This window comes from Thalassospira sp. MCCC 1A03138, assembly GCF_002115785.1.
Taxonomy (GTDB): Bacteria; Pseudomonadota; Alphaproteobacteria; order Rhodospirillales; family Thalassospiraceae; genus Thalassospira.
This window is the reverse complement of sequence record NZ_JFJY01000003.1, coordinates 350328-371657: the sequence shown is the minus strand read 5'-3', so window position 1 is coordinate 371657 and position 21330 is coordinate 350328. Positions and strand designations below refer to the sequence as shown.

Here is a 21330-nt window from a genome sequence, read left to right as displayed (position 1 = left end):
ATCGGGTCCTGATGTTGATGCGATGTGAAACAAAAACGTGTCGGGCACGTTGGGAAAAGGGGCGAGCACCCGTTACCGGCTTTGTTTCATTTCAAAGGACAGGCATGATTGACTGGATCGAACAGCACAGCACATTGCTTCAGACCGCGGTCAGCCTTGCGACTTTGCTGGTGTGGATTTTCTATGCGCAATTGCTGTTTCAGAATTACCGCCGGGTGCGGCGGCCCAAAATCGTGATCAACCAGATGCTGGGGAATTCGGAAAATGCGCGGTTCCTGATCAGCAATATGAGTCAGGAAGCGATCCATATCGAAACGGTGGTGATGTGCCTTGGTGGCGGGGAAAACCGCGTTTGCCAGCTTGTGACCGATGCCGACCCGGATGATGGCACGCGCCAGAATGAGCAGAATGACCAGAATAAAAAGACGGCCCTTTCGGCACGGCTGGACGAGGTGACATTGCAGGGGCCGTTGCCATCGGGGCGGTGTATTGAACTGGGCGCGATGCAGCGCCTGTTACGGCGGTTTGATCACGCGACCCGGCGTGATTACGAAGATGCGGTGGCCTGCAATCCGGTCCGCAACGGCGAGGATTGCCGGGTCGAGATTATCGTGATCGGGGTTTATAGCTCGGAAAAAGGGGTGATCGGGGCCAGCCGGAGCTTTATTTACGACCGAAACGGCCAGTTGCGCCCCGAAGAAGTCCAGACCACCCAGCATACCGGCTTTTTCGCCCGCCGCCGGATGGCAAGGCTGCATTCGCGCTATATCTGAGGTCGGATCACGTGAATGTTGCAACCGCAACTGCCGGTGACGGCGGGCGCAAAGGCCGGTCAAGCGTCAAAATCCGTTGATGTGGTGACGTGTTCCCACGTGTTGAACTCGGCTTGCAGGTCATCAAGTTTGGTGCGCACCAGCGACAGCGCATCGCGCCCCAGCAGCAGATGCACCGGCGGATTGGGGGCATTCAGGATATCCATCACCGCCTTTGCGGCCCTGGCGGGGTCACCGGCCTGATTGCCGCTTTTCTTCTGCCGGGCATCGCGGATCGGATCAAACAGGGAGTCATAATCGGAAATGCTGCGGTCGGAGCGGACCATGGAACGCCCGGCCCAGTCGGTGCGAAATGATCCCGGCTCAATCGCGGTGACATGAATGCCAAGCCCGGCGACTTCGCTGGCAAGCGTTTCGCTGATGCCTTCGAGGGCGAATTTGCTGCCGCAATAGTAGGAAATGCCGGGCATGGTGATGAAGCCGCCCATCGAGGTGACATTGAGGATATGGCCTCGTTTCCGACTGCGCATATGGGGCAGGACGGCCTTGATCATCGCGACCGCGCCAAACACATTGACCCGGAATTGGGCTTCGAGTTCGGCAAGCGGGGATTCTTCAAGCAATCCTTCGTGACCATATCCGGCATTGTTGATCAGAACGTCAATCGGGCCGATATCGGTTTCGATCTTCTTGATCGCGTCGGGGATGGCATCAAAATCCGTCACATCAAGGATGATGCCGGTGGTCTGTGCCGGGGACAGGGCGGTGAAGGCGGCAAGGTCGGCCTGTTTGCGGACCGTGCCGATGACATGGTGGCCTTCGGCGACTGCCGCCGTGGCAAAGGCGCGGCCAAAGCCGGAACTGACACCGGTAATCAGGATGTTTTTCGGATTTGTATTCGTGGTCATTCGCGATGGTCCTTTGTGCAGTCAGGCAAGCCAAGCGAGGCAGGCCTGGGGACGTGATCTGTCGTGATGTGATGACCAAGGCTAGTGATATCTGATTGTTTGGTATATGGGTTAAAGTCTGCATGGACTGTTTAAAAAGGAATGCATTATGCGCGGGCGGGAATATGCCGAACTTGAAGCCTTTGTCGCCGTGGTCGAAGAGGGCAATTTCAGGCGTGCGGCGGCACGGCTGCGCATTTCGGCATCGTCGTTAAGCCAGACAATCGGCAATCTTGAAGACCGGCTGGGTGTGAATCTTTTGCAGCGGACCACGCGCAGCACATCACTGACCGAGCCGGGAAAACGGCTTTTTGAACGGTTTCGTCCGGCGATGGCCGAAATGGCCTTTGCGGTCGAAGATATCATGCAGTTTCAGGGGCGACCGGCGGGGACGGTGCGGCTTTTGCTGCCAAGGCTTGCGCTTGCCACCCAGATCGAGCCGTGGCTTGGCGCGTTTCACGAAAAATATCCCGATGTGGTTCTGGAACTTGTGATCGAGGATGCTCCGCTTGATATCGTGGATGCCGGATATGACCTTGGCATTACGCTGGGCGAATTGCTGCAAAAGGATATGGTCGCGGTCAGGCTTGGCCCGGATATCCATCAGCTTGCCGTGGCGTCGCCCGATTATCTGGCGCGATATGGTGTGCCGCAAACACCAGCCGATCTGCACGGGCATAAATGCATCAATTGGCGCAAACCGGGGCGCAGGAAGCTTTATAACTGGGAGTTTTGCGTTGACGGGCGATGGATCAGCGTTGCGGTTGATGGGCCGTTGATCGTGTCGCACCGTGATACGGCGTTGAAAGCGGCGGCACAGGGGGTGGGGATTGCGTTTGCCTATTGGTCGTCGCGCTGGATGCAGCCGATGATCGATGACGGGTCGCTTGTGCCGGTTCTGGAAGAATTTTCACCGCCCTTTCCGGGCTGGTATCTTTATTATCCGAAGCAGCGGGCGACACCGCCCGCTGTTCGTGCCTTGATCGATTTTCTGCGTCATTGCCATCAGGAAGGCCGCGACGCATAGCCCGCATGTCAGGCGGCCTGCGCGTCCTCGGCCTTGATGACCTTGTGGTTGTCTTCGTTCAGGCCAAGTTTCCAGTAGCTTGAGATATAAAGATCATCCTTGCCAAGCCCGCGGTCATTGCGGAAATGATCGCGCAGCATTTTCATCGCGGTAAATTCGCATGCGGCCCAGACCGACGGGCGGCCATCGGCCCAGGGCAGTTTTTTGACGACATCGGGCAGGGCATTGGCATTTTCGCCCGGATGCGGGTTGATCACCCATTCGATGGTGACGTTTTCGGGCTTTTGCAAATCCTGCATGTCGGCCTCGGACGCGATTTCGATCACGGCGTAACCGCGCGCATCGGGGGCCAAGGTTTCCAGATTGACCGAAATGGCGGGCAGGGCCGTCATATCGCCGACAATCAGGAACCAGTCGGCGGTGGGATCAACCAGCTTTTTCGGGCCGGGGCCGCCGATGGTGATCAGATCACCGGGTTTGCAATTGACCGCCCAGTTCGAGGCCGGGCCGCCGTGATCGTTATCATCGGAACCATCGCCATGCATGACGAAATCGATGTCAATCTCGCGGCCCTGATCGGTGGTGCGGTCATGACGCACGGTATAGGTCCGGCGCAGAACGCGATCCTTTTCGTCGCCGTCAATCGGGAAGATCAGTTTGACATAGGCGCTTTCCTGATCGTCGGGGAAGGATGCGATGCCGTCACCGCCAAGCGTCACGCGCAGCATATTGGGCGTGACATAGGTTTTTCCGATCACGGTCAGATCGCGGGGTGCTGGTCTGTTCATTCCAAGCTCCTGTAGGGATTATCTGTTTTCAGGATTCCAGATTGTCGGCCATCAGGCTGGCAATTTCGTTGAAATCCGTGATTTGTTTCTGGCTTAAACCATTGGCCATGCGCGTGCGGATTTTGGCTTCTACGGCACGGTATTCTTCCATCAGCGCATCGCCCTTTGGCGTCAAATGCAGTGTCTGGCTTCGCCCGTCTTCGGGATGGGGGCGGCGTTCGATCAATCCGTTTTCTTCGAGTTCCTTGATAAGCCGCGTGATGCGGCCCTTGTCCTGCCCGGTGCGGGTGGCGATTTGCTGTGCGGTGACGCCGGGGCTTTTGATGATCCATTTCAGCGTGCGCATCTGCGAGATCGGAAGCGGCATATCGGCATCCTGCAAACCTTCGCGCATGGCACGCTTGAAGGCATGGACAAGCCGGTGAAGGGTTTCGCCGGGGACATGCGCATTAGGTGTTGTTGGCGTTTCCATTGGCTTACTCATCGATATGTTTCTGTCTTGCCAGTGCGCAAGGTGTTGCGGGGTTTGTCATGACTGCTTGGCGACGGCATCCGCACCATGCGGGGCGATGATGCCGGTGCGGATCGCATATTTGCGGCCCTCGCAAATGGCGGCCGAGATCAGGGCAAAGCCCGCCGCAACCCCCATGATCGCGGTCAGATCAAACGCACCCCCCGTGCCGATCAGGATTGCGGCAAGGGCCGCACCAACCGATTGTCCGGTCAGACGGGCGGTGGCGAGCATGCCGCCGGCACCGCCGCTTCTGTCCCGTGGGGCGCTTGTCATCATCAGACGGTTATTGGGCGACTGGAACAGGCCAAAACCAACGCCGCAGATCATCAGGCAGGCAATGATCGCAAGGGCGGTATGCGGGCTTCCGGCCGGGATCAGGGTGACGGCAAACAGGCCGATGGCAAAAATCCCCATGCCGATGCCGGTCAGATGGATCGGCGAATATCGATCGGCCAGCCGCCCGGCAATGGGGGCGATGATGGCGGTGGCGACGGGCCATGGCGTCATCAGAAGGCCGGTATCGACCGCGCTATAATGCAGCACGTCATGGAAATAGAATGGGAGTGCGACAAAGGCGATGAATTGCGCGCAAAAGCCCGCGATGGACGACCCGATGGAGCAGGCAAAGACCGGACGGGCGAGCAGATCAAGCGGCAGCATCGGGCGTTCGCGCGAAAACTGGCGGCGGACAAGGAAGAACCCGGCGGTGATTGCTATCACGAACTGGCCCGCGATCAGCATCGGGTGGCTTTGGGTGCCGACATTGCCGAGCGCCGAAATCAGCCCGCCAAAGGCCAGCACGTTCAGGAACGCACTTATGTAATCAAACCGGGTGCGGGTCGGTTTGGTATAGGGCAGGGCAAAGGTGCCAAGGACAATGGCGATGATCGAAATCGGGATATTGATCAGAAACAGCCAGTGCCATGTCGTGACCGCCAGAATGGCCGAGGCGATGGTCGGCCCGGCCGCAGCCGAGATCGACACCACCATGGCAATCAGCCCGATGGCCCGGCCAAGCTTTGCCTGCGGGACGCTGTGGCGCATAAGGGCTGCGTTGATGCTCATCAGCGCCGCACCACCCAGACCCTGCAACACGCGGGCGAAGGTCAGGAATTCGATATTGGGGGAATAGGCGCAAAGCGCGGACGCAATGCCGAAAATCACCATCCCGGCCAGATAGACCTTGCGAAAGCCAATCGCCTCGCCAAGGGCGGATAGCGGCAGCAGGGCGACGACAACCGCCAACTGATAGGCGGTGATGACCCAGATGGCGTGCGCCGGGCTGACATTCTGATCCTGCGCGATGGCGGGTAGGGCGACATTCATGATCGACCCGTCAAGCACGGCCATCATGACGGTCAGTAACACGGCGATCATGGCGAATGACCGCTGGGGCTGCGGCAATCCGTCGGCGTGGATGGTTTTTGATATCTTCATGTGGGGCAACATTCCGAAAACAAAGCGTGCGATGGCAAGAGGCGGCGCGAGGAGCGGGCAAACGGGGCAAAATGCCACCCGATATCGCGGTTGCGGGCACAGCTATATGGTTGACTTTATCAACTAATATAAAATGTGGTTGATTTTGTCAACTTGTTTTCGGGGCTGTCCTTAGGGGTAGTATTCGAAGGTATATTAGAGGTGTATCATTCAGGGCGAATAAGGGAGGACAGATTGATGAAGATAATGATGGCTTTAGGGATCAGTGCGCTGTTTGCGATGGGGGCCGCGCCGGTGTCGACATATGTCGCACAGGGTTCAATCGCGTTTGATCAGGCGGTTGAACATGGCGGCGGCTGCCGCAAAAGCTCCCCGCCGGGGCAATGTTGCCATATGGATAACAAGGCTGGGTCGGTGCATTGTCATTGAGGGGAATAGCTAACTGGTCGTGCTGGGGAGGATAAATTTGCTCCTGCTCGGTTGGGCTTTTCGGGGAAATTCGGGGGCAGGATATTGGCAAAGCTAACTTTCACTTTGTATTTGGTTAAGTCGGAGATCGAAAATTTCGAAGACACACTAACCGAAACGGCTAGAGGAAAAATTCGCTTTTCTAAGGAACTCCCCCTTTATGGTGAAGGTGGGAAGCTATTTGTTTTTCAAGGGCACGAGCAGGTTCCTGTTTGGTATAAGCGCTTGGCGCACCACTTTGAAATTGGTTTTGAAATCGGTACCAAATCAAGCAGCGCTGTCCTGATTTTTAAAGCTGCCGGGAGAGTTTTTGCTTGTACGTTTGCATTCGGCTGGATGTATCTGGATGACAGAAAGCTTGAAGCAGATTTTGGGCTGAGAGCTGCAATTAATGCCCTTGATGATAAGCGTTTGCAGAAGCTGGAGCGTGCTAATCTAAGCGATGCCATAAGAGGGATGGAGCTTTCACCGTTTAAGCGTGATCTGAACTCATTTGGCCTAGAGGCTGCCTTAAACTTGGTTCGTCGTGTTGGCGGAGATGCTCTTGAAGACAGTGCTGCCGAAACTATGTCGGGTGCGCAATCCCTAAAACTTACTGGTGAATTTGAACTATCCGACTTGCCTGCTCTAGCTGAGGAAGCTCTGGAGCTATTTGGAGCAGAATTTTATAAAAAAACCAGCTTTGTAGCTTTGGACGTCATTCGTCCAATAAGGGACAAGGGGGTTGTGGACATACTGGACCAACAGACAGTTCAGCACATCAAAGATCAGCTCGGTGACTTTGAGTTTGGTTTGCCAATAACTCTCGCAGACGAGTCAATTATGTACAGTTTTCAGGGGCCTAATTTGAAAGGCGGTTATCCAGACTTACGTCTCAGTGATTATTTGGAGGCTCTTGGAGATAAAGTTGAAGAACTTTCGACGGACATGCTTAAAAAGCATAAAGTCATAGCTCTGTTTCAGGAAGAGGATAGACCGAACAGAACTTGGTCTTTGCGTCAGTCCTTAGTTGGGAGCCTTATTCATGAAGATGGCCTTTATGCTCTCAATGAAGGTGAATGGTACAGATTAGACCAAGCTTTCCAGAAGGATGTGGTTCAGGTATTCGATACTGCCCACAGAAACTGGGCGGGCGTGACCCGACCGCGCCCTCTAAAGGGAATATATGGTGGTAATGGTGACGGGGTGTATGAAGCGGAAGGCGACTACAATGCTTCAATTGGTAAGGAACTTGACTACGTAGTTTTTGACACGGTTATGATAAAAGTTCCTTCAGTGCCAAACTCCGGTTTCGAAGTTTGTGATTTACTAGATATAAAAGGGAGGCGGTTAATTCATGTGAAGAAAAGCTCACGTCGATCAAGTGTTCTGAGCCATTTTTTCAAGCAGGGTTCTAACTCCGCCCGAAACATCAAGTGCTTTCCGTTGGTAAGGCAAGCAATGGTACAGTACGTCCGTGAGAATTATGGTGACGACAAGGCAGATCAATTGCATTCCGCGATATTTGATGAAAATGAGAAGTGGACTGTCGAATATTGGATTGCTGATCGACCGCGCGCTAATAACGAGTTCAGTATACCTTTTTTCAGTAAGGCAACATTTAGTGAAGAATCTCGGTACATTCTGACGATGAATTATGATGTTGTCGTCCGGTTCATCTCGCTGCATTGATTTATATTGTTAAGCACCCACTCAACAAATACCCCCCTGTCGGCGCTTCCCAATCGACCATCTCGCCCAGGCAATAGGTGCCGGGGCGTTTTTTGAGTTGGAAGGTGTCGTCGAGTTCTTCCCATGCGACGCCGCCCGCCGTGCTGATTGCTTCGTCAATCGGGCGGGGTTTGGTGATTTTAAGCGGCAGGGCCTTGATCGCGGTTGCGAGTTTGGCAGGGTCGTTCAGGGTTTCGCGGGGGGTGACTTCGAAAACGAGGGCGGTTTTGGTGGCGTCCAGACCGAGCGTTTTGCGCAGGTGATTGCCAAGCGAGTTTTTGCCGCGTGGTTTGTTTAAGCGCGTGGTGACGTCGGCCAGGTCGCGGTCGGGTGTTAGGTCAAGCGTGACGGTAGCATCGCCGGTTTCAAGCCATTGATCGCGAAGGGCTGCCGAGATGGCATAGACGGCACTGCCTTCGATCCCGGTTCTGGAAATCACGAATTCGCCGCGCACGGTTTGCGGGCCGGATTTGGTTTTAACCGTCAGCGTCACGGCCTTGACCGGGGCGCCCGCGCATTTTTCGGTCAGATGATCGGTCCAGGCGACGTCAAAGCCGCAATTGGCCGGTTTGAACGGGTTGCATCTGATCCCGGCGGATTTAAGGATTTCCATCCATTTGCCATCCGATCCCAGCCGTTTCCAGCTTCCGCCGCCCAATGCCAGAACGGTGATATCGGCCGTTGCAGTCACTTCGCCGTCCGGGGTTTTGAAAACGGCATTCTGGTTTTCATCCCAGCCGGTCCAGTAATGGCGGTAATGGATTTTGCAACCCAAACCATCCAGACGCCTAAGCCATGCGCGCAAAAGCGGGCTTGCCTTCATCGCGGTCGGAAAGACGCGGCCAGAGGAGCCGACAAAGGTTTCGATGCCAAGCCCGGCACACCATTCGCGGATTTCGTTGGGGCCGAATTTGCGTAAGTGCGGTTCGAGCCGTGCGCGCGAGGTGCCATAGCGCGACAAAAACGTTTCGAGGTCTTCGGCATGGGTGATGTTGAGCCCCGATTTCCCGGCCATCAGGAATTTGCGCCCGGCACTTGGCATGCCTTCATAGATCATCACGGCATGACCGGACCTGGCCAGCCGTTCAGCCGCCATCAGCCCCGCCGGACCCGCCCCAATGATCATCGCGGTTTTGCCGTTTGGTTTTGGGGTTGGGGTGTCCGGGTTTGATGACATGCGGGGCCTTTGAGTGCTGGGTTTGTGTCTGGCGGTTTTAGCCGGTTTGGCGGGGGATGGCAATTTGCGGGATTGTTCGCAGACGGGGAGCGGGAAGGGCGGGAGACCCGCGCAAATTCGACCTTGGCGGAAATAGGGTTCGCTGTGACTTGCGCATTAAGGGTGAAATCGACCCTTTTGGCGGAAAAATGCGGCAAAGATTGGCAATTTGTCGATAAATCGGCTAACAAAATTCCGAAGGTTATAATGCATTCAAAAAAATGATCCTGTGGAGGAAACATGCTTTCGATGAGGGGAATGGCTGGCGCGGCACGGCTGGCGCGTGGATCGGTTGCCGCACTGGCGATGGGGGCGAGCGCCCTTGTGGCGTTTGGCGCACAGGCCGCACAAGCCAATGAGAAGGTTGATATTGCGGCACTGGCGTTTGTTTCAAGCGCGCCGTTATTTATTGCCAAGGAAAAGGGTTACCTTGCCGACGAGGGCCTTGATGCCGAGATTTCGATCTTTCAGGCGGCCCAGCCGGTTGCGGTTGCGATTGCATCGGGCGATGCCGATTTTGGCGTGACGGCGTTCACGGGCGGTTTCTTTAACCTTGCGGCCAAGGGGGCGCTTAAGGTTATTGGTGCGCAGTTGCATGAAGATCCGGGTTATGACGGATCGGCCATTCTGGCATCCAATGCGGCGTTTGAGGCCGGGCTTACGTCGGTTGATAAATTGCCGGGTCATAGCTTTGCCCTGTCGCAGGTCGGATCAAGTTTCCATTACATGATCGGCAATGTGGCGGAGAAGGCCGGGTTTGACCCGGAAAGCATGTCGCTTAAACCGTTGCAGTCGGTTCCCAACATGATCGGCGCGCTTAAAAGCGGGCAGGTCGATAGCATGATCATCGTGCCGCATATCGCAAAGCCGCTGGCCAATGCCGGGGCGGCGCATATTATCGGCTGGGTGAAGGATTACGTGCCTTATCAGGTGGGTGGTCTGTTTACATCGACCGAGAATGTCGAAGAAAACCGCGAGATGGTCGAGAAATTCGTGCGCGCCTATCAGAAGGGTGTGGCGGATTACCGCGCAGCCCTTCTGGCGACCGATGCGGATGGCAAGCTTGTTGAGAGCGACACCACGCAGGAGATTTTGGAGATCGTGCATAAATATGTCTATGCCAACGATCCGGCGGACAAGGCCTATCCGAAAATCCGCAATGGCGCGATGTTCATGACCGAAGAAGCCAGACTTGACGTTGCCGATGTGAAGGCGCAGGTCAAATGGTATCAGGATCGCGGCTTTGTTTCCGCCGATGCCGATCCGGCGAAATTCATCGATACCAGCTTTATCCCGGCCTTGACCGAGTAAGCCGATATTTTCCCGACCGGGCCATCTTCTGGCCCGGTCGTTTCATTTGTAGATTTCAGATAAACGGATTGTGCCATGCGGCTGCAAATCAAGGGCATTTGCCATTCATATGATCAGGTCGAGGCGCTGCGCGATATCGATTTCGGGATCGAACCGGGCGAGGTCGTCGCCCTGATCGGGCCGTCGGGCTGCGGCAAATCGACATTGTTATCGATCATTGGCGGGTTGTTGGCCCCGACACGTGGCGAGATTCTGATTTGTGATAAGGCGACGCCGGACGGCTGCCTTAACCCGCTGACTTATGTGTTTCAGGATTTCGCGCTTTTGCCGTGGCGGACGGTGGCGGGCAATATCAGCCTTGTGCTTGAAGACCACGGATTATCCAAGGCGGACCGCGATGCGCGGGTGGCAGAGGTTCTGGAGCAGACCAATCTTTGGGATTTCCGTGATGCGTACCCGAAGCAGCTTTCGGGCGGGATGAAGCAGCGGGTCGGGATTGCGCGTGCGTTGGCGGTGCGCCCGGCGGTTTTGCTGATGGACGAGCCGCTATCGGCCCTTGATGCGCAGACGCGGATTTTGCTGCTGGATGAATTTGCCGCCCTGTTTGCGCGGACCGGCATGACGGCGGTTTATGTGACGCATAACCTGAACGAGGCGGTGCGACTGGCCAACCGGGTGGTGGCATTGCGCCGTCGCCCCGGCACGATCAAGGAAATCCATACAATCGATATTCCGATTGCAGAGCGGCGCGAGGGCATGCCGGAGCTGATCGCGCATGAGAGCGCCCTTTGGAACCTGATCCGGGATGAGGCGATTGCGGCCGATAAGGAGCTTGAAAATGTCGCATGATATCAGCGAAGTCCGGGCAGAACCCCAAAGTGCGGCGTCACCGGCAAGCCATGTGCGGTTTCGTGCCACGGGCTTTAACCCCAAGGCCAATCCGGTGGCGGCATGGGGCTTTTTTGTGGCCGTGATTGCGCTTTGGCAATTGGGATCAAGTACGGGTGTGATCAGTGAACTTGCGATGCCAAGCCCGGTTGCGGTCGCCAAGGCGCTTTGGCAGTTGATTGTCACGGGTGATCTTTGGCTGCATCTTGGCGCATCGTTGCAGCGGCTTGTTGGCGGCTGGATCATGGGGACGGTGGCCGGGCTTTTTGTCGGTTTTCTGGTCGGGATGTTTAGCTGGGCGCGGTCGCCCGGCGTGGCGTTTGTATCGGCCCTTTTCCCGATCCCGAAAATCGCGCTTCTGCCGCTTTTCATCATCTGGTTTGGCATTGGTGAACCATCGAAATTTGCCACCATTGCCTTTGGCGTGTTTTTCCCGACCGTGATCAATACATTCGGCGGGGTGGATAACGTGCAGCGCAACCTGATCCGCATGGGGCAGAGCTTTGATCTGCCGATGTGGTCGGTGATCCGCAAGATCATCCTGCCCGGTGCGTTGCCGACCATCCTGTCGGGGTTCCGTATTTCATCGTCGATCGCGATTATCCTTCTGATCGCGGCCGAAATGATCGGGGCGCAATACGGCATCGGGGCGCTGATCCTGGCAGCCGGGAACCTGTATCAGACCGATCAGCTTATTGCCGGTGTGGTGGTTTTATCGCTTTTGGGTTTATGTGTTTCGTGGTTGCTGGGGCGTCTGGATCGCTGGTTGCTGGCGTGGCGATAAGCCGATCCTGATCAACGATATCAAAGGCCGGTTCGGACATGCGGACCGGCCTTTTTGTTCTGTGGCCTGATGTTGAAAACGACTTTTATGGAACCTTGATCGGGTGGGGGACGTTCCGGGGACAGTCGCAACAGAAAGGCAGGTTAATATGCATAAAAACCAATGGATACTTGTTGCCGACGGCGGTCGCGCCCATGTGGTGGCCGTCACGTTTGATGCCGAAGGACGGCATCTGGAAACGGTCACGGAAATGCAGGCTGATAACAGGTCCAGCCGGGAAATCGCCAGTGACAAACCGGGACGCGGTTTTAACAATCCCGGCGGCAACCAGCAGCGCCACGCCATGCCACCATCGACCGACCCGCATGAACATGCGCAGATGGAATTTGTCGATGATGTCGTCAATTACCTGACCGACAAGCGCAAGCATGGCAAGTTCGACAATCTGATCGTGATTGCCCCGCCCAAGGTGATGGGTGAGGTGCGTAATAAAATGCCCAAACCCCTGGCCGAGGCGCTTGACGGGGAAATCGTCAAGGATCTGACCAAGATACCGCTTGATGACTTGCCCAAGCATCTGAGCGGGACGGGTGGCTGGCTTTAACCCGTAGTCCTTAAACGGCATATCAAGGCCGGGATGTTATCGGTGATCCTGTCGGAATTGCATCGGTGACATCGCGGCCTTTTTGGCGAAAAAGCGCGAAAAATATCCGGCATCGCGAAAGCCCAGTTCATCGGCGATCTGCTGAACCGCGATGTCGGTATAGATCAGGGTGCGTTTGGCTTCCAGGATCAGGCGATGATGGACGACTTCGATGGCGGTCATGCCATAGATGTCCTTGGCAATGCGGTTTAGCTGTGTCGTGGTGATGCCGATTTCGCGGGCGTAGAATTCCAGCGGTTTGTGCTGTTTGTAGAAGGTTTCGATCAGCGACTGGAATTTGCGGAACTTGGCAGTTTTCTGTTCCTTGCGGCTCAGCCGCGCCGGGTCGCCCGACGGGGCATCGCGGCCGATGCCGAGCAACAGCAACCCCAATATGTTGCGCAGTGCATATAACCGCCCGGTATTATGTCCGTAATATTCTGCGACCAGTTGGCGGATCAGGAAATCGGTAGGGCCGGGCTGATCGGCGGTTCCCGATGCATCGACACAAAGCGGCCGGTCAAGGCGCGCAAGCAGTTTGGGGGCGGGGGAAAGGATTTCCTGCAAATGGTAATCGGTCAGTGAAATGACCCAGCCATCGATATCGGGGCTGAAGCGAAAGCCGTGAACGGTGCCGGGCGGCATGGTGAGGATCTGCCCGACCTGCATGGTGAATTGCCGGTCGTCAAATTCGATCCCGGCATGGCCGCGTGTGATGTAAAGCAGCTGAAACAGATTGGCATGACGGTGCGGCTGGATGTGCAGGTCATGCAGTTTGGATCGCGACGGGATGCTTTCGAGATGGAAAAATTCCGGTTCGGAAATGGCAATCTGTTCGGCGGTTCCGGGCGCGGTTTCGCCGGTTTCACCGTAAAGCTTGTAGACCGGAATGCTGTTGCGGGTTGCGACCATGATCATGTTTTGCTGTTTGCTTTGGGACAGTCTAGCGGTTTTCGGGTTTGACCAAAAGAAAAGCCCGCCAGATCGGGCGGGCTTTTCGGAAGCTTATGATGCGCGTTGCTAACCGCCGAGCAATGTCGGCACAAACAGGGTTAGCACCGGCACAAAGATCAGCAGCAGAATACGCAGAATTTCCGCGGCAAAGAAGGGCATGACACCGCGGAAGGTCTGGCTCATGGGGACGCCATCGGCAAGGGCGTTGATGATGAACACATTCAATCCCACCGGTGGCGTTATCAATCCCAGCTCCACGACAATCAGGGCGAGAATACCGAACCAGATTTTAAGGTCTTCGGCCCCCATGCCATAGGCCGCCGTTGCCGCCGTTGCCCAATCCCCGCCATTGATATCGACCAAGGCCGGCCAGAAGAACGGGATGATCACAACAATCATCGACAGGCTTTCCATGAAGCAGCCCAGAACGATCAGGGCGAGCAGCATCAGAACCATGATCAGCCATGGATCAAGTCCGCTGGTCGCGGCGGCCTCGGCCATATAGGCCGGAAGGTTGGCACGGCTGAAGAAACCCTTGAGGATTTCGGCACCCAGCAGGATGAAGAAAATCATCGAGGTGGTGACAGCCGTATCGCGCAGCGACTGTTTCAGGCCGGAAAATGTCAGGCCACCCTTGCCACGCAGGCGCATATAGGCGCCGTAAACCAGAATGGCAAACACACCCACACCGGCCGCCGGGGTCGGGGTGAACAGACCAGCCCCAAGACCGAGAATGATCGAGCCGAAAATCACCATGACCGGGATCAGGCGCAGTAATGCCTCGCGGCGTTCGGCCGGTTCCATCGGTTCGGGGATCGGGGCAAGGCTTGGGTTCAGGCGGACCTGAATGGCGATTACACCCATAAAGAACACCACCGCCAGCAAACCGGGGATGATTGCCGCCTGGAACATCTGGATGATCGATGCCTCGACCGTGACGGCGTAAATCACTAGTGCGACGGACGGCGGGATCAGAATGCCAAGCGTGCCGCCCGCTGCCAGCGTGCCGGTGGCAAGGCGCGGCGAATAATTCAGGCGGCGCAATTCGGGCAGGGCGACCTTGCCCATGGTCGATGCGGTCGCAAGCGATGATCCGCAAACCGCGCCAAACCCGGCACACGCCCCGATGGCGGCCATGGCGACACCACCCCGGAAACGACCCAGAATGGCGTTTACGCCCTGAAACAGATCGCGTGACAGGTTGGCCTGACTGGCGAGGTAGCCCATCAGGACAAATAACGGCACGACCGACAGTTCATAGTTCGAGACAATCCCGTAAAACAGGGACTTGAACTGTTGCAGATAGGGTTCAAAGCGCAGGAACGGGAAAAACAGGCTAAGCACATAGTTGCCGCCGATCCCGACACCGATCATGGCAAGCCCGACCGGAACGCGCAGCGCCAGGATAAAGAACAGCAGTCCGAGACCGCCAAGGCCGATTAATTCGCGTTCAGACATTGGCCGGGGCCTCGCTTTCGAAAATCTGGCTTGCGGCAATCAGCGCCCACAGGAACATCGATACGATGCCCGGCACATAGAACGGCCAGATCGGCCAACCCAGAATTGCCGACAGGGTATTGTCGCTGCGGACTTCGATCAGGCCGTGGATCATCATATAGCCAAGGAACAGGGCCAGAAGCGTCATCAGGACGCCCGAGATGATATCCACGCCGCGCGCGAACCATTGGGGAAACATTTTGATAAAGACATCGACGGCGACATGGCCGTAGCGGGTCTGGCAATAGGGGAAGAACATCAGGGCTGCCGAGCTGACAATCATACTGACGAAGTCTTCATAGCCGATAATTGCCGGGAAATTCGCACCAAACAGGCGCGCGAGTTTGTCCAGGCCGAATGCGGTAACGTTGACGATGGTTACCACCGCGATCAGCAGGGCCAAAAAACCACCCGCCACGGCAAGCCATGATGCGGCCTTGTTAAGCACGTGTTTCATCTGTCATTCATTCTCGCGGGCAATCTTGCGGGAAAACGGGGTTACGTAACGTGATGATACGTAACCCTGTCAGATTTGCCAGTAATCTGGAGAGATTACTGCTCGGTATGGGCGAGAACGGCAGCCTTGGCCTTTTCGACCAGTGCGGCACCGTCGATGCCGTTCGATTTGGCTTCTTCGATCCAGCGATCAACAACCGATGCGGATGCATCGTCAAAGGTCGCTTTTTCTTCGGGCGTCAGTTCAACAACCTGACCCTTGCCATCGTTGATCATTTTCTTGCCGACTTCTTCGACATTATTGAAAACATCACCGATCTGGGCGGCAAAATCGCGGCCGGAGTTACGGTCGATGATTTCCTTGAGATCGTCGGGCAGGCTTTCGTAACGGTCCTTGTTCATGGCGAACAGGAAGACCGAGGTACCGAAGCGGGAATTAACGCCCTGGCCTTCGACGGAATAGGAAACCAGTTCAGCCAGTTTCAGCGGCGGGACGACTTCGAACGGAACAAGGCCGCCGTCAACCACGCCAAGCGACATGGCCTGCGGCAGGGCCGGGACCGGCATGCCAACCGGTTCTGCGCCCCAGGATTCAATCACCCAGGAACCGGTACGGGTCGGTGTACGCAGTTTGAGGCCTTTGACATCGGCAACGGTGCGGACTTCTTTCTGGGTCAGGTGGATGGCCTGACCGGCATGGACGTGGACAGCCAGCGGATGAATGTCTTTAAGGTCCGGTGCCATGTCTTCCATCATGTCCCAGATCGCGAGGTTGGTCGCGCGTGCATCCCCCAGATGAACACCCGGAAGTTCGAAAACTTCGGTGCGCGGGAAGACGCCCGGGGTGTAACCCGGCAGGGTCCAGACGATATCGGCGACACCATCACGGACCTGACGATACAGTTCCGGCGGGTTGCCGCCCAGTGACATGGACGGGAAAATTTCAAACTTGATGCGGCCGTTTGATTCTTCTTCGATCTTTTTGGCCCACGGTTCCATCATCTGGGCCTGTGCCGGTGCTTTCGGCCCCAGGAAGTGCTGGATGGTCAGTGTGACTTCCTGTGCGTGGGCGCCAAACGACACCATGGTCGCGACGGCGGCACCTGTCAGCAATTTCGTGATGTGTTTCATTTTTCCTCCTTTGAACGTCCCGTGGCGTTGCCAAACGCCATCAAACGTCTCAGCCATGATGCGTTTTTTTATCTGCAAAGTTTTCCTGAAGTTTTTTTTCTTGTTGTTTTTATTATTCTTTTTGTTCGCATGTTTGCCGTTTACGCACAGCAGTCATGCCAATTTGTAATCAATCTAATGGTCGTCGCATGGTTATGTATAATGATATTGGCGCTTGTTTTCATAACCATATGATTATGTATCATGGCGGGCATGGGTCGCGTGATGCAGGGTGGCTTCTTCGCGGACGGCATTGATCAGCATTTCGACCGGCGGGGATACCGGACTGTCGATGCGGGTGGTCAGACCTACCGGGCCAAAGGTATCGCTGGTATCAATCGGCAGTTCGACAAGATGGCCTTCGGCAATATCGGATGCCACAGCCCCGTTCGAGATGATCCAGATCGCATCGGTTTCGCGGGTAAAGGCGCGACCAAAGGATGTCGAAACGGTTTCGATCCGGTCGGGCAGGGCACCGATCCCGTGGGCAATCAGCATTTTATCGACGGTCGGGTGGATGATCGCCTGTTTGGGGGGCACCAGAACGGTAAATTCGCGGATGCGGGTGATGTCCGGGTTTTTATCGGCCAGCAATGGATGACCGGGCCGCGCAACCAGCGAGATATGTTCGGAATATAGATGTATGAAGGACAGACCCGACATCTGATCGGGTTCGGCCAGGCGACCGACCACCAGATCAAGTTCGCCGACGCGCAACTGCCCCATCAGCATGACGTTTGGCCCGGCGACGACCTTGACCGTTGTATCGGGGCTTAGCGCCTTGAACCGGCGGATGGCGTTTGGCATGACGCTGGCGGCGACGGTTGGCAATACACCAAGATTGATCGAAAGCCCGCCCTGCATGCGCACCTGACTGATACTGTCGACACCCTGACGCAGGGCGGTGACACTGGCACCGGCATAACGCAGGAACACCTTGCCGAAATCGGTCAGTGTGACGCCACGTTTGGAGCGGTCGAACAGACGGGCATCAAGATGTTCTTCGAGCTCGCGGATGGTTTTGGAAACGGCCGGCTGGGTGATGGATAATGTGTCGGCGGCCTTGACGACGCTGCGCTGGCGCGCGACCTCCAGAAAGCAGGTCAGATGGCGGAATTTAATGCGTTGATCAAGCATGCGTACCATTCCAGAAATCAAATCTTGCAAGTTTATATAATTGTATAGTTATGCAATTAACGCAAATCCTCATTTTACATAACCAAAACTGCCTGCCAGATTATGGGGAACAAGTCAGGGTGGAAAACATGAGTTTACAAGTCGCCCCGATCAACGGGACACATATCCATTATTGCCAGACCGGCCCGAAAGACGGCCCGGCTTTGGTGTTTTCAAATTCGCTGGGTACCGATCTGCGTATCTGGAACGATGTTGCCCCGGCCTTTGCCGACCGGTTAAACGCCATAACCTATGACAAGCGCGGGCATGGTTTATCGGGCATTGGCGGGGCGGATTACAATATCGACCTGCATGCCAATGACCTGATCGGGCTTCTGGATTATCTGGGCGTCAAGGACGTCATCATCTGCGGTTTGTCGGTTGGCGGACTGATTGCGCAGAAGGTCACGGAACTGGTGCCAGAACGTGTTCGCGGCCTGATCCTTTGCGATACTGCGCCGAAACTTGGCGATGCGGATGGCTGGAACATGCGCATCAATGCCATCAGGGAAGGTGGTATCGAGGTTCTTGGCGATGCGATTATCGAACGGTGGCTGTCGTCGACATATCGCCGTGAACGGCCGGTTGAAACCGCGATGTATCGCGACATGCTGGTGCGGACCACGGTGGATGGTTATGTCGGAACGTGCGTTGCCCTTCGTGATGGTGATCTGCGCGATGCCGCGACCCGCATTTCTGTTCCGGTCCTTTGTGTTTGCGGATCGGATGATCTGGCGACACCGCCCGATGTGGTGCGCGAGATGGCCGGGATGATCCCCGGTGCCCAATTCGAACTTATAAACGGGGTCGGGCATTTGCCGTGCCTTGAAACCCCGGAATTGCTTTCCCGGTTGATCGACCGATTTATCAAGGAGAAGAACCTTGTCTGAGAACCGGTATGAAGTAGGTATGAAAACCCGCCGTTCCGTTCTGGGCGATGCCCATGTGGATCGCGCATCGGCGAATGTCACGGAAATCGATGCCGGTTTTCAGCGTTACATCACCGAGAATGTCTGGAATGGTGTCTGGACCAGCGATGCGTTCACCAAACGCGAACGCAGCATTGTGACCATCGCGCTTCTGGCCGGGCTTGGCCATGAAGAAGAACTGGCGATGCATATCCGTGCGACGCTTAATACCGGTGCCACGCGTGAAGATATCCGTGAAGTTCTGATGCATGTTGCGGTCTATGCCGGTGTTCCCACCGCCAATACGGCATTCCGCATTGCCAAACAAACCTATGCCGAGATCGATGCGGCCGCCAAGGGAGAGTAAACGCCATGTCCACCTTTAAACCGCGCGACTGGGGTTCCCACGCCCCCTTTATCGCACCCGGTTACAAATCGACCATTCTGCGTGGTCCGACCCGTGCACCGCTTGCCATCAAGTCGGGTCTGACCGAGGGCGCCGGCCCGCGTTTTGCCCCGGCATCGGTGCGCAAGCTTGACTTCGATCTGACGAAAAACGGCATCACCAATGGTGAACCGCTGGGCGAACGTATTGTGGTGCATGGCAAGGTCATGGATACCGATGGCCGCCCGCAGCCCGACATTCTTGTCGAAGTCTGGCAGGCCAATGCGGCGGGGCGTTATGTGCATAAGGTGGATCAGCATGACGCGCCGCTGGACCCGAATTTCCGCGGATCGGGCAGGTGCATGACCGATGCCAACGGCAATTATGTTTTCTATACGATCAAGCCGGGGGCCTATCCGTGGGGCAACCATTTCAACGCATGGCGTCCGAACCATATTCATCTGTCGCTGTTCGGGCCGGGATTTGCCACGCGCCTTGTGACCCAGATGTATTTTCCGGGTGATCCGTTGCTCGAACTTGATCCGATTTTCCTGGGCACCGAGGACGCCGCGGCACGCGAACGCCTGATTTCGAAATTCTCGATCGAGAAGACCGAGGAAGGCTTCGCCCTTGGTTATCAGTTTGACATCGTCCTGCGCGGACGCAATGCCACCCCGATGGAGAATTAAGTCATGGCATATGGTGAAACCCCCTCGCAGACGGTTGGTCCGTATTTCGCCTATGGCCTGACTGCCGGGCAATATGCATACGACTTTACCGACATTGCCGACACGACCATCGCCGGACCGGACGCGGAAGGCGAACATATCCGCATCATCGGTCGTGTGCTTGATGGCAACGGCGATGTCGTCAATGACGCGATGATCGAAATCTGGCAGGCCGATGCCAACGGCACCTATACCGAAAATCCGGTGGATGTTGCATCATCGGATTTCCGGGGCCTTGGCCGTTGCGGTACCGGCACGGACGCGCAGAACCGATTTTATTTTGACACCGTCAAACCGGGGGTTGTTGCCGATGGCACGGCCCCGTTTGTCAATGTCATCGTGTTCATGCGCGGCATGCTGGTTCATGCCTTTACCCGTTTCTATTTCGATGACGAGGCGGAACTTAACGCCAAGGATGACATCCTGCAATCGGTTCCCGCCGATCGCCGTGACACGCTGATTGCCAAGCGTGTCGAAACCCGTACCGGGGTTGAATACCGGATCGACATTCACATGCAGGGGGACGCGGAAACCGTGTTCTTCGACGTGTAGGTCGCTTCGGTCCGGATGGCTGTGTTCGCTGCTTTGGGGAAAGCCGGTAGGCGCAGCCATCCAAATCATTCCAACGCATCCGGCTGAGATATGCCGCGTTTTCTTGTTCTGGTTACCACAGGAGTTTTACCGTGGTTGCACGTTTCATGTCGCTTAAAGAGGCTGTCGCATCCTGCATCAAGGATGGCGATACCGTCTCGATGGAAGGTTTCACGCATCTGATCCCGCATGCCGCCGGGCACGAGGTCATTCGTCAGGGGATCAGGGATCTGACCCTGATCCGGATGACGCCCGACATGATCTATGATCAGCTGATCGGGGCCGGTTGTGCAAGGAAACTGGTGTTTTCGTGGGGCGGGAACCCCGGTGTCGGGTCTTTGCACCGGTTGCGCGATGCGGTTCAGGAAGGCTGGCCGCACAAGCTTGAGATCGAAGAACACAGCCACGCGGCAATGGCCAATGCCTATGACGCGGGGGCGGCAGGTTTGCCCTGTGCGGTGTTCAAGGGATATCGCGGGGCGGAATTGCCGCGCGTGAACAAGAATATCAAATTCATCGAATGCCCGTTCACTGGTGAAAGCCTGGCCGCTGTTCCGGCCATTCGTCCGGATGTTGCCGTGGTCCATGCCCAGAAAGCCAATAAAAAGGGCGATGTCCTGTTTGAAGGCATTGTCGGTGTTCAGAAAGAAGCCGTTCTGGCGGCGAAAAAGTCGATCATCACGGTCGAGGAGATCGTCGATAACTTTGACGATGTTCCCTACAACGCCGTGATGCTGCCGAACTGGGCGGTGACCGCGATTGTCGAGGTGCCGGGTGGGGCACATCCGTCTTATGCCCAAGGCTATTACAAGCGCGACAACGCGTTTTACAAGGCGTGGGATAAGATCGCCAATGATCGTGACAGTTTCACCGCGTGGATCGATGAGCATGTCATGAAGGGCGGCCCCGAAGATTTCGCCGCCAAGCGCGAAGCGAACAAAGGGTAAGCGGAGGAAAGA

At 56.2% G+C, this 21330-nt stretch carries 23 protein-coding genes; 13 read left to right on the top strand and 10 right to left on the bottom strand.

Annotated elements, in window-relative coordinates:
- Positions 1-104: 104 nt before the first annotated feature.
- Positions 105-773: a hypothetical protein gene (locus tag TH468_RS09545; RefSeq protein WP_085643557.1), complete on the top strand. Its 669-nt coding sequence runs from the start codon at positions 105-107 to the stop codon at positions 771-773.
- Positions 774-832: 59 nt separating this feature from the next.
- Here the strand turns inward: TH468_RS09545 and TH468_RS09540 are convergent, their stop codons facing one another.
- Complete coding sequence (locus TH468_RS09540) at positions 833-1681, bottom strand: oxidoreductase (protein WP_085643555.1); 849 nt, start codon at positions 1679-1681, stop codon at positions 833-835.
- Positions 1682-1829: 148 nt separating this feature from the next.
- Between TH468_RS09540 and TH468_RS09535 the strand changes: the two genes are divergently transcribed.
- Positions 1830-2747, top strand: coding sequence for a LysR family transcriptional regulator (locus TH468_RS09535; protein WP_085643553.1), 918 nt, complete (start codon positions 1830-1832; stop codon positions 2745-2747).
- Between the two features lie 8 nt (positions 2748-2755).
- On the opposite strand, the gene TH468_RS09530 is transcribed toward TH468_RS09535, so the two are convergent.
- From TH468_RS09530 to TH468_RS09520, 3 genes are read right to left on the bottom strand one after another with little or no spacing between them, the layout of a single operon-like run.
- Positions 2756-3535 carry a siderophore-interacting protein gene (locus tag TH468_RS09530; protein WP_085643551.1) on the bottom strand — a complete coding sequence of 260 codons (780 nt, stop codon included), beginning with the start codon at positions 3533-3535 and terminating at the stop codon, positions 2756-2758.
- Between the two features lie 28 nt (positions 3536-3563).
- Positions 3564-4019: a MarR family winged helix-turn-helix transcriptional regulator gene (locus TH468_RS09525; RefSeq protein WP_085643549.1), complete on the bottom strand. Its 456-nt coding sequence runs from the start codon at positions 4017-4019 to the stop codon at positions 3564-3566.
- A 45-nt stretch (positions 4020-4064) separates the two neighbouring features.
- Positions 4065-5486 (bottom strand): MFS transporter, encoded by a 1422-nt coding sequence (locus tag TH468_RS09520; RefSeq protein ID WP_085643547.1) that lies wholly within the window; start codon positions 5484-5486, stop codon positions 4065-4067.
- Between the two features lie 237 nt (positions 5487-5723).
- Between TH468_RS09520 and TH468_RS09515 the strand changes: the two genes are divergently transcribed.
- Positions 5724-5915 (top strand): hypothetical protein, encoded by a 192-nt coding sequence (locus TH468_RS09515; protein WP_085643545.1) that lies wholly within the window; start codon positions 5724-5726, stop codon positions 5913-5915.
- An 84-nt stretch (positions 5916-5999) separates the two neighbouring features.
- The gene (locus TH468_RS09510) at positions 6000-7625 is read left to right on the top strand and encodes a DUF6119 family protein (RefSeq protein WP_168177108.1); all 1626 of its coding nucleotides are present in this window, start codon (positions 6000-6002) and stop codon (positions 7623-7625) included.
- 1 nt (position 7626) lies between these two features.
- On the opposite strand, the gene TH468_RS09505 is transcribed toward TH468_RS09510, so the two are convergent.
- Complete coding sequence (locus TH468_RS09505) at positions 7627-8841, bottom strand: TIGR03862 family flavoprotein (RefSeq protein ID WP_085643541.1); 1215 nt, start codon at positions 8839-8841, stop codon at positions 7627-7629.
- A 279-nt stretch (positions 8842-9120) separates the two neighbouring features.
- Here TH468_RS09505 and TH468_RS09500 point away from each other — a divergent pair, with 279 nt between their 5' ends.
- The 4 genes from TH468_RS09500 to TH468_RS09485 all read left to right on the top strand — a co-directional run bounded on the left by TH468_RS09500 (position 9121) and on the right by TH468_RS09485 (position 12467).
- Positions 9121-10191, top strand: a complete 1071-nt coding sequence (locus tag TH468_RS09500; protein ID WP_246832277.1) for an ABC transporter substrate-binding protein — start codon at positions 9121-9123, stop codon at positions 10189-10191.
- A 75-nt stretch (positions 10192-10266) separates the two neighbouring features.
- Positions 10267-11040, top strand: a complete 774-nt coding sequence (locus TH468_RS09495; protein ID WP_085643537.1) for an ABC transporter ATP-binding protein — start codon at positions 10267-10269, stop codon at positions 11038-11040.
- Entirely contained in the window at positions 11030-11863 is an 834-nt protein-coding gene (locus TH468_RS09490) for an ABC transporter permease (protein ID WP_139834675.1), read from the top strand. Before TH468_RS09495 ends, TH468_RS09490 begins: the two co-directional genes overlap by 11 nt.
- A 148-nt stretch (positions 11864-12011) precedes the next feature.
- Positions 12012-12467: a host attachment protein gene (locus TH468_RS09485; protein WP_062953068.1), complete on the top strand. Its 456-nt coding sequence runs from the start codon at positions 12012-12014 to the stop codon at positions 12465-12467.
- Between the two features lie 36 nt (positions 12468-12503).
- Here the strand turns inward: TH468_RS09485 and TH468_RS09480 are convergent, their stop codons facing one another.
- From TH468_RS09480 to pcaQ, 5 genes are all read right to left on the bottom strand, one after another.
- Entirely contained in the window at positions 12504-13424 is a 921-nt protein-coding gene (locus tag TH468_RS09480; RefSeq protein WP_085643535.1) for a helix-turn-helix domain-containing protein, read from the bottom strand.
- A 102-nt stretch (positions 13425-13526) separates the two neighbouring features.
- Positions 13527-14918 (bottom strand): TRAP transporter large permease, encoded by a 1392-nt coding sequence (locus TH468_RS09475; RefSeq protein WP_085643533.1) that lies wholly within the window; start codon positions 14916-14918, stop codon positions 13527-13529.
- Positions 14911-15414: a TRAP transporter small permease gene (locus TH468_RS09470; RefSeq protein ID WP_085643531.1), complete on the bottom strand. Its 504-nt coding sequence runs from the start codon at positions 15412-15414 to the stop codon at positions 14911-14913. The genes TH468_RS09475 and TH468_RS09470 overlap by 8 nt, the downstream gene beginning before the upstream one ends.
- A gap of 95 nt (positions 15415-15509) precedes the next feature.
- Positions 15510-16544, bottom strand: a complete 1035-nt coding sequence (locus tag TH468_RS09465; RefSeq protein WP_085643529.1) for a TRAP transporter substrate-binding protein — start codon at positions 16542-16544, stop codon at positions 15510-15512.
- A 234-nt stretch (positions 16545-16778) separates the two neighbouring features.
- Complete coding sequence (gene pcaQ / locus TH468_RS09455) at positions 16779-17720, bottom strand: pca operon transcription factor PcaQ (protein ID WP_085643525.1); 942 nt, start codon at positions 17718-17720, stop codon at positions 16779-16781.
- Positions 17721-17848: 128 nt separating this feature from the next.
- Here pcaQ and pcaD point away from each other — a divergent pair, with 128 nt between their 5' ends.
- From pcaD to TH468_RS09430, 5 genes are all read left to right on the top strand, one after another.
- Complete coding sequence (pcaD, locus tag TH468_RS09450; RefSeq protein ID WP_085643523.1) at positions 17849-18649, top strand: 3-oxoadipate enol-lactonase; 801 nt, start codon at positions 17849-17851, stop codon at positions 18647-18649.
- Complete coding sequence (gene pcaC / locus TH468_RS09445) at positions 18642-19034, top strand: 4-carboxymuconolactone decarboxylase (protein WP_037991466.1); 393 nt, start codon at positions 18642-18644, stop codon at positions 19032-19034. The genes pcaD and pcaC overlap by 8 nt, the downstream gene beginning before the upstream one ends.
- Positions 19035-19039: 5 nt before the next feature.
- Positions 19040-19741, top strand: coding sequence for a protocatechuate 3,4-dioxygenase subunit beta (gene pcaH / locus TH468_RS09440; RefSeq protein WP_085643521.1), 702 nt, complete (start codon positions 19040-19042; stop codon positions 19739-19741).
- 3 nt (positions 19742-19744) lie between these two features.
- On the top strand, positions 19745-20332 hold the full coding sequence (pcaG, locus tag TH468_RS09435; RefSeq protein ID WP_085643519.1) for a protocatechuate 3,4-dioxygenase subunit alpha: 588 nt from the start codon (positions 19745-19747) through the stop codon (positions 20330-20332).
- Positions 20333-20463: 131 nt separating this feature from the next.
- Positions 20464-21318: a CoA transferase subunit A gene (locus TH468_RS09430; RefSeq protein WP_085643517.1), complete on the top strand. Its 855-nt coding sequence runs from the start codon at positions 20464-20466 to the stop codon at positions 21316-21318.
- Positions 21319-21330: the final 12 nt, after the last annotated feature.

What these genes read in the sequence shown, in the direction of transcription:
- TH468_RS09545 (WP_085643557.1), top strand. Translation starts at nt 105, where the DNA reads ATGATTGACTGGATCGAACAGCACAGCACATTGCTTCAGACCGCGGTC.
- TH468_RS09540 (WP_085643555.1), bottom strand. Translation starts at nt 1,681, where the DNA reads ATGACCACGAATACAAATCCGAAAAACATCCTGATTACCGGTGTCAGT.
- TH468_RS09535 (WP_085643553.1), top strand. Translation starts at nt 1,830, where the DNA reads ATGCGCGGGCGGGAATATGCCGAACTTGAAGCCTTTGTCGCCGTGGTC.
- TH468_RS09530 (WP_085643551.1), bottom strand. Translation starts at nt 3,535, where the DNA reads ATGAACAGACCAGCACCCCGCGATCTGACCGTGATCGGAAAAACCTAT.
- TH468_RS09525 (WP_085643549.1), bottom strand. Translation starts at nt 4,019, where the DNA reads ATGAGTAAGCCAATGGAAACGCCAACAACACCTAATGCGCATGTCCCC.
- TH468_RS09520 (WP_085643547.1), bottom strand. Translation starts at nt 5,486, where the DNA reads ATGAAGATATCAAAAACCATCCACGCCGACGGATTGCCGCAGCCCCAG.
- TH468_RS09515 (WP_085643545.1), top strand. Translation starts at nt 5,724, where the DNA reads ATGAAGATAATGATGGCTTTAGGGATCAGTGCGCTGTTTGCGATGGGG.
- TH468_RS09505 (WP_085643541.1), bottom strand. Translation starts at nt 8,841, where the DNA reads ATGTCATCAAACCCGGACACCCCAACCCCAAAACCAAACGGCAAAACC.
- TH468_RS09500 (WP_246832277.1), top strand. Translation starts at nt 9,121, where the DNA reads ATGCTTTCGATGAGGGGAATGGCTGGCGCGGCACGGCTGGCGCGTGGA.
- TH468_RS09495 (WP_085643537.1), top strand. Translation starts at nt 10,267, where the DNA reads ATGCGGCTGCAAATCAAGGGCATTTGCCATTCATATGATCAGGTCGAG.
- TH468_RS09490 (WP_139834675.1), top strand. Translation starts at nt 11,030, where the DNA reads ATGTCGCATGATATCAGCGAAGTCCGGGCAGAACCCCAAAGTGCGGCG.
- TH468_RS09485 (WP_062953068.1), top strand. Translation starts at nt 12,012, where the DNA reads ATGCATAAAAACCAATGGATACTTGTTGCCGACGGCGGTCGCGCCCAT.
- TH468_RS09480 (WP_085643535.1), bottom strand. Translation starts at nt 13,424, where the DNA reads ATGATCATGGTCGCAACCCGCAACAGCATTCCGGTCTACAAGCTTTAC.
- TH468_RS09475 (WP_085643533.1), bottom strand. Translation starts at nt 14,918, where the DNA reads ATGTCTGAACGCGAATTAATCGGCCTTGGCGGTCTCGGACTGCTGTTC.
- TH468_RS09470 (WP_085643531.1), bottom strand. Translation starts at nt 15,414, where the DNA reads ATGAAACACGTGCTTAACAAGGCCGCATCATGGCTTGCCGTGGCGGGT.
- TH468_RS09465 (WP_085643529.1), bottom strand. Translation starts at nt 16,544, where the DNA reads ATGAAACACATCACGAAATTGCTGACAGGTGCCGCCGTCGCGACCATG.
- pcaQ (WP_085643525.1), bottom strand. Translation starts at nt 17,720, where the DNA reads ATGCTTGATCAACGCATTAAATTCCGCCATCTGACCTGCTTTCTGGAG.
- pcaD (WP_085643523.1), top strand. Translation starts at nt 17,849, where the DNA reads ATGAGTTTACAAGTCGCCCCGATCAACGGGACACATATCCATTATTGC.
- pcaH (WP_085643521.1), top strand. Translation starts at nt 19,040, where the DNA reads ATGTCCACCTTTAAACCGCGCGACTGGGGTTCCCACGCCCCCTTTATC.
- pcaG (WP_085643519.1), top strand. Translation starts at nt 19,745, where the DNA reads ATGGCATATGGTGAAACCCCCTCGCAGACGGTTGGTCCGTATTTCGCC.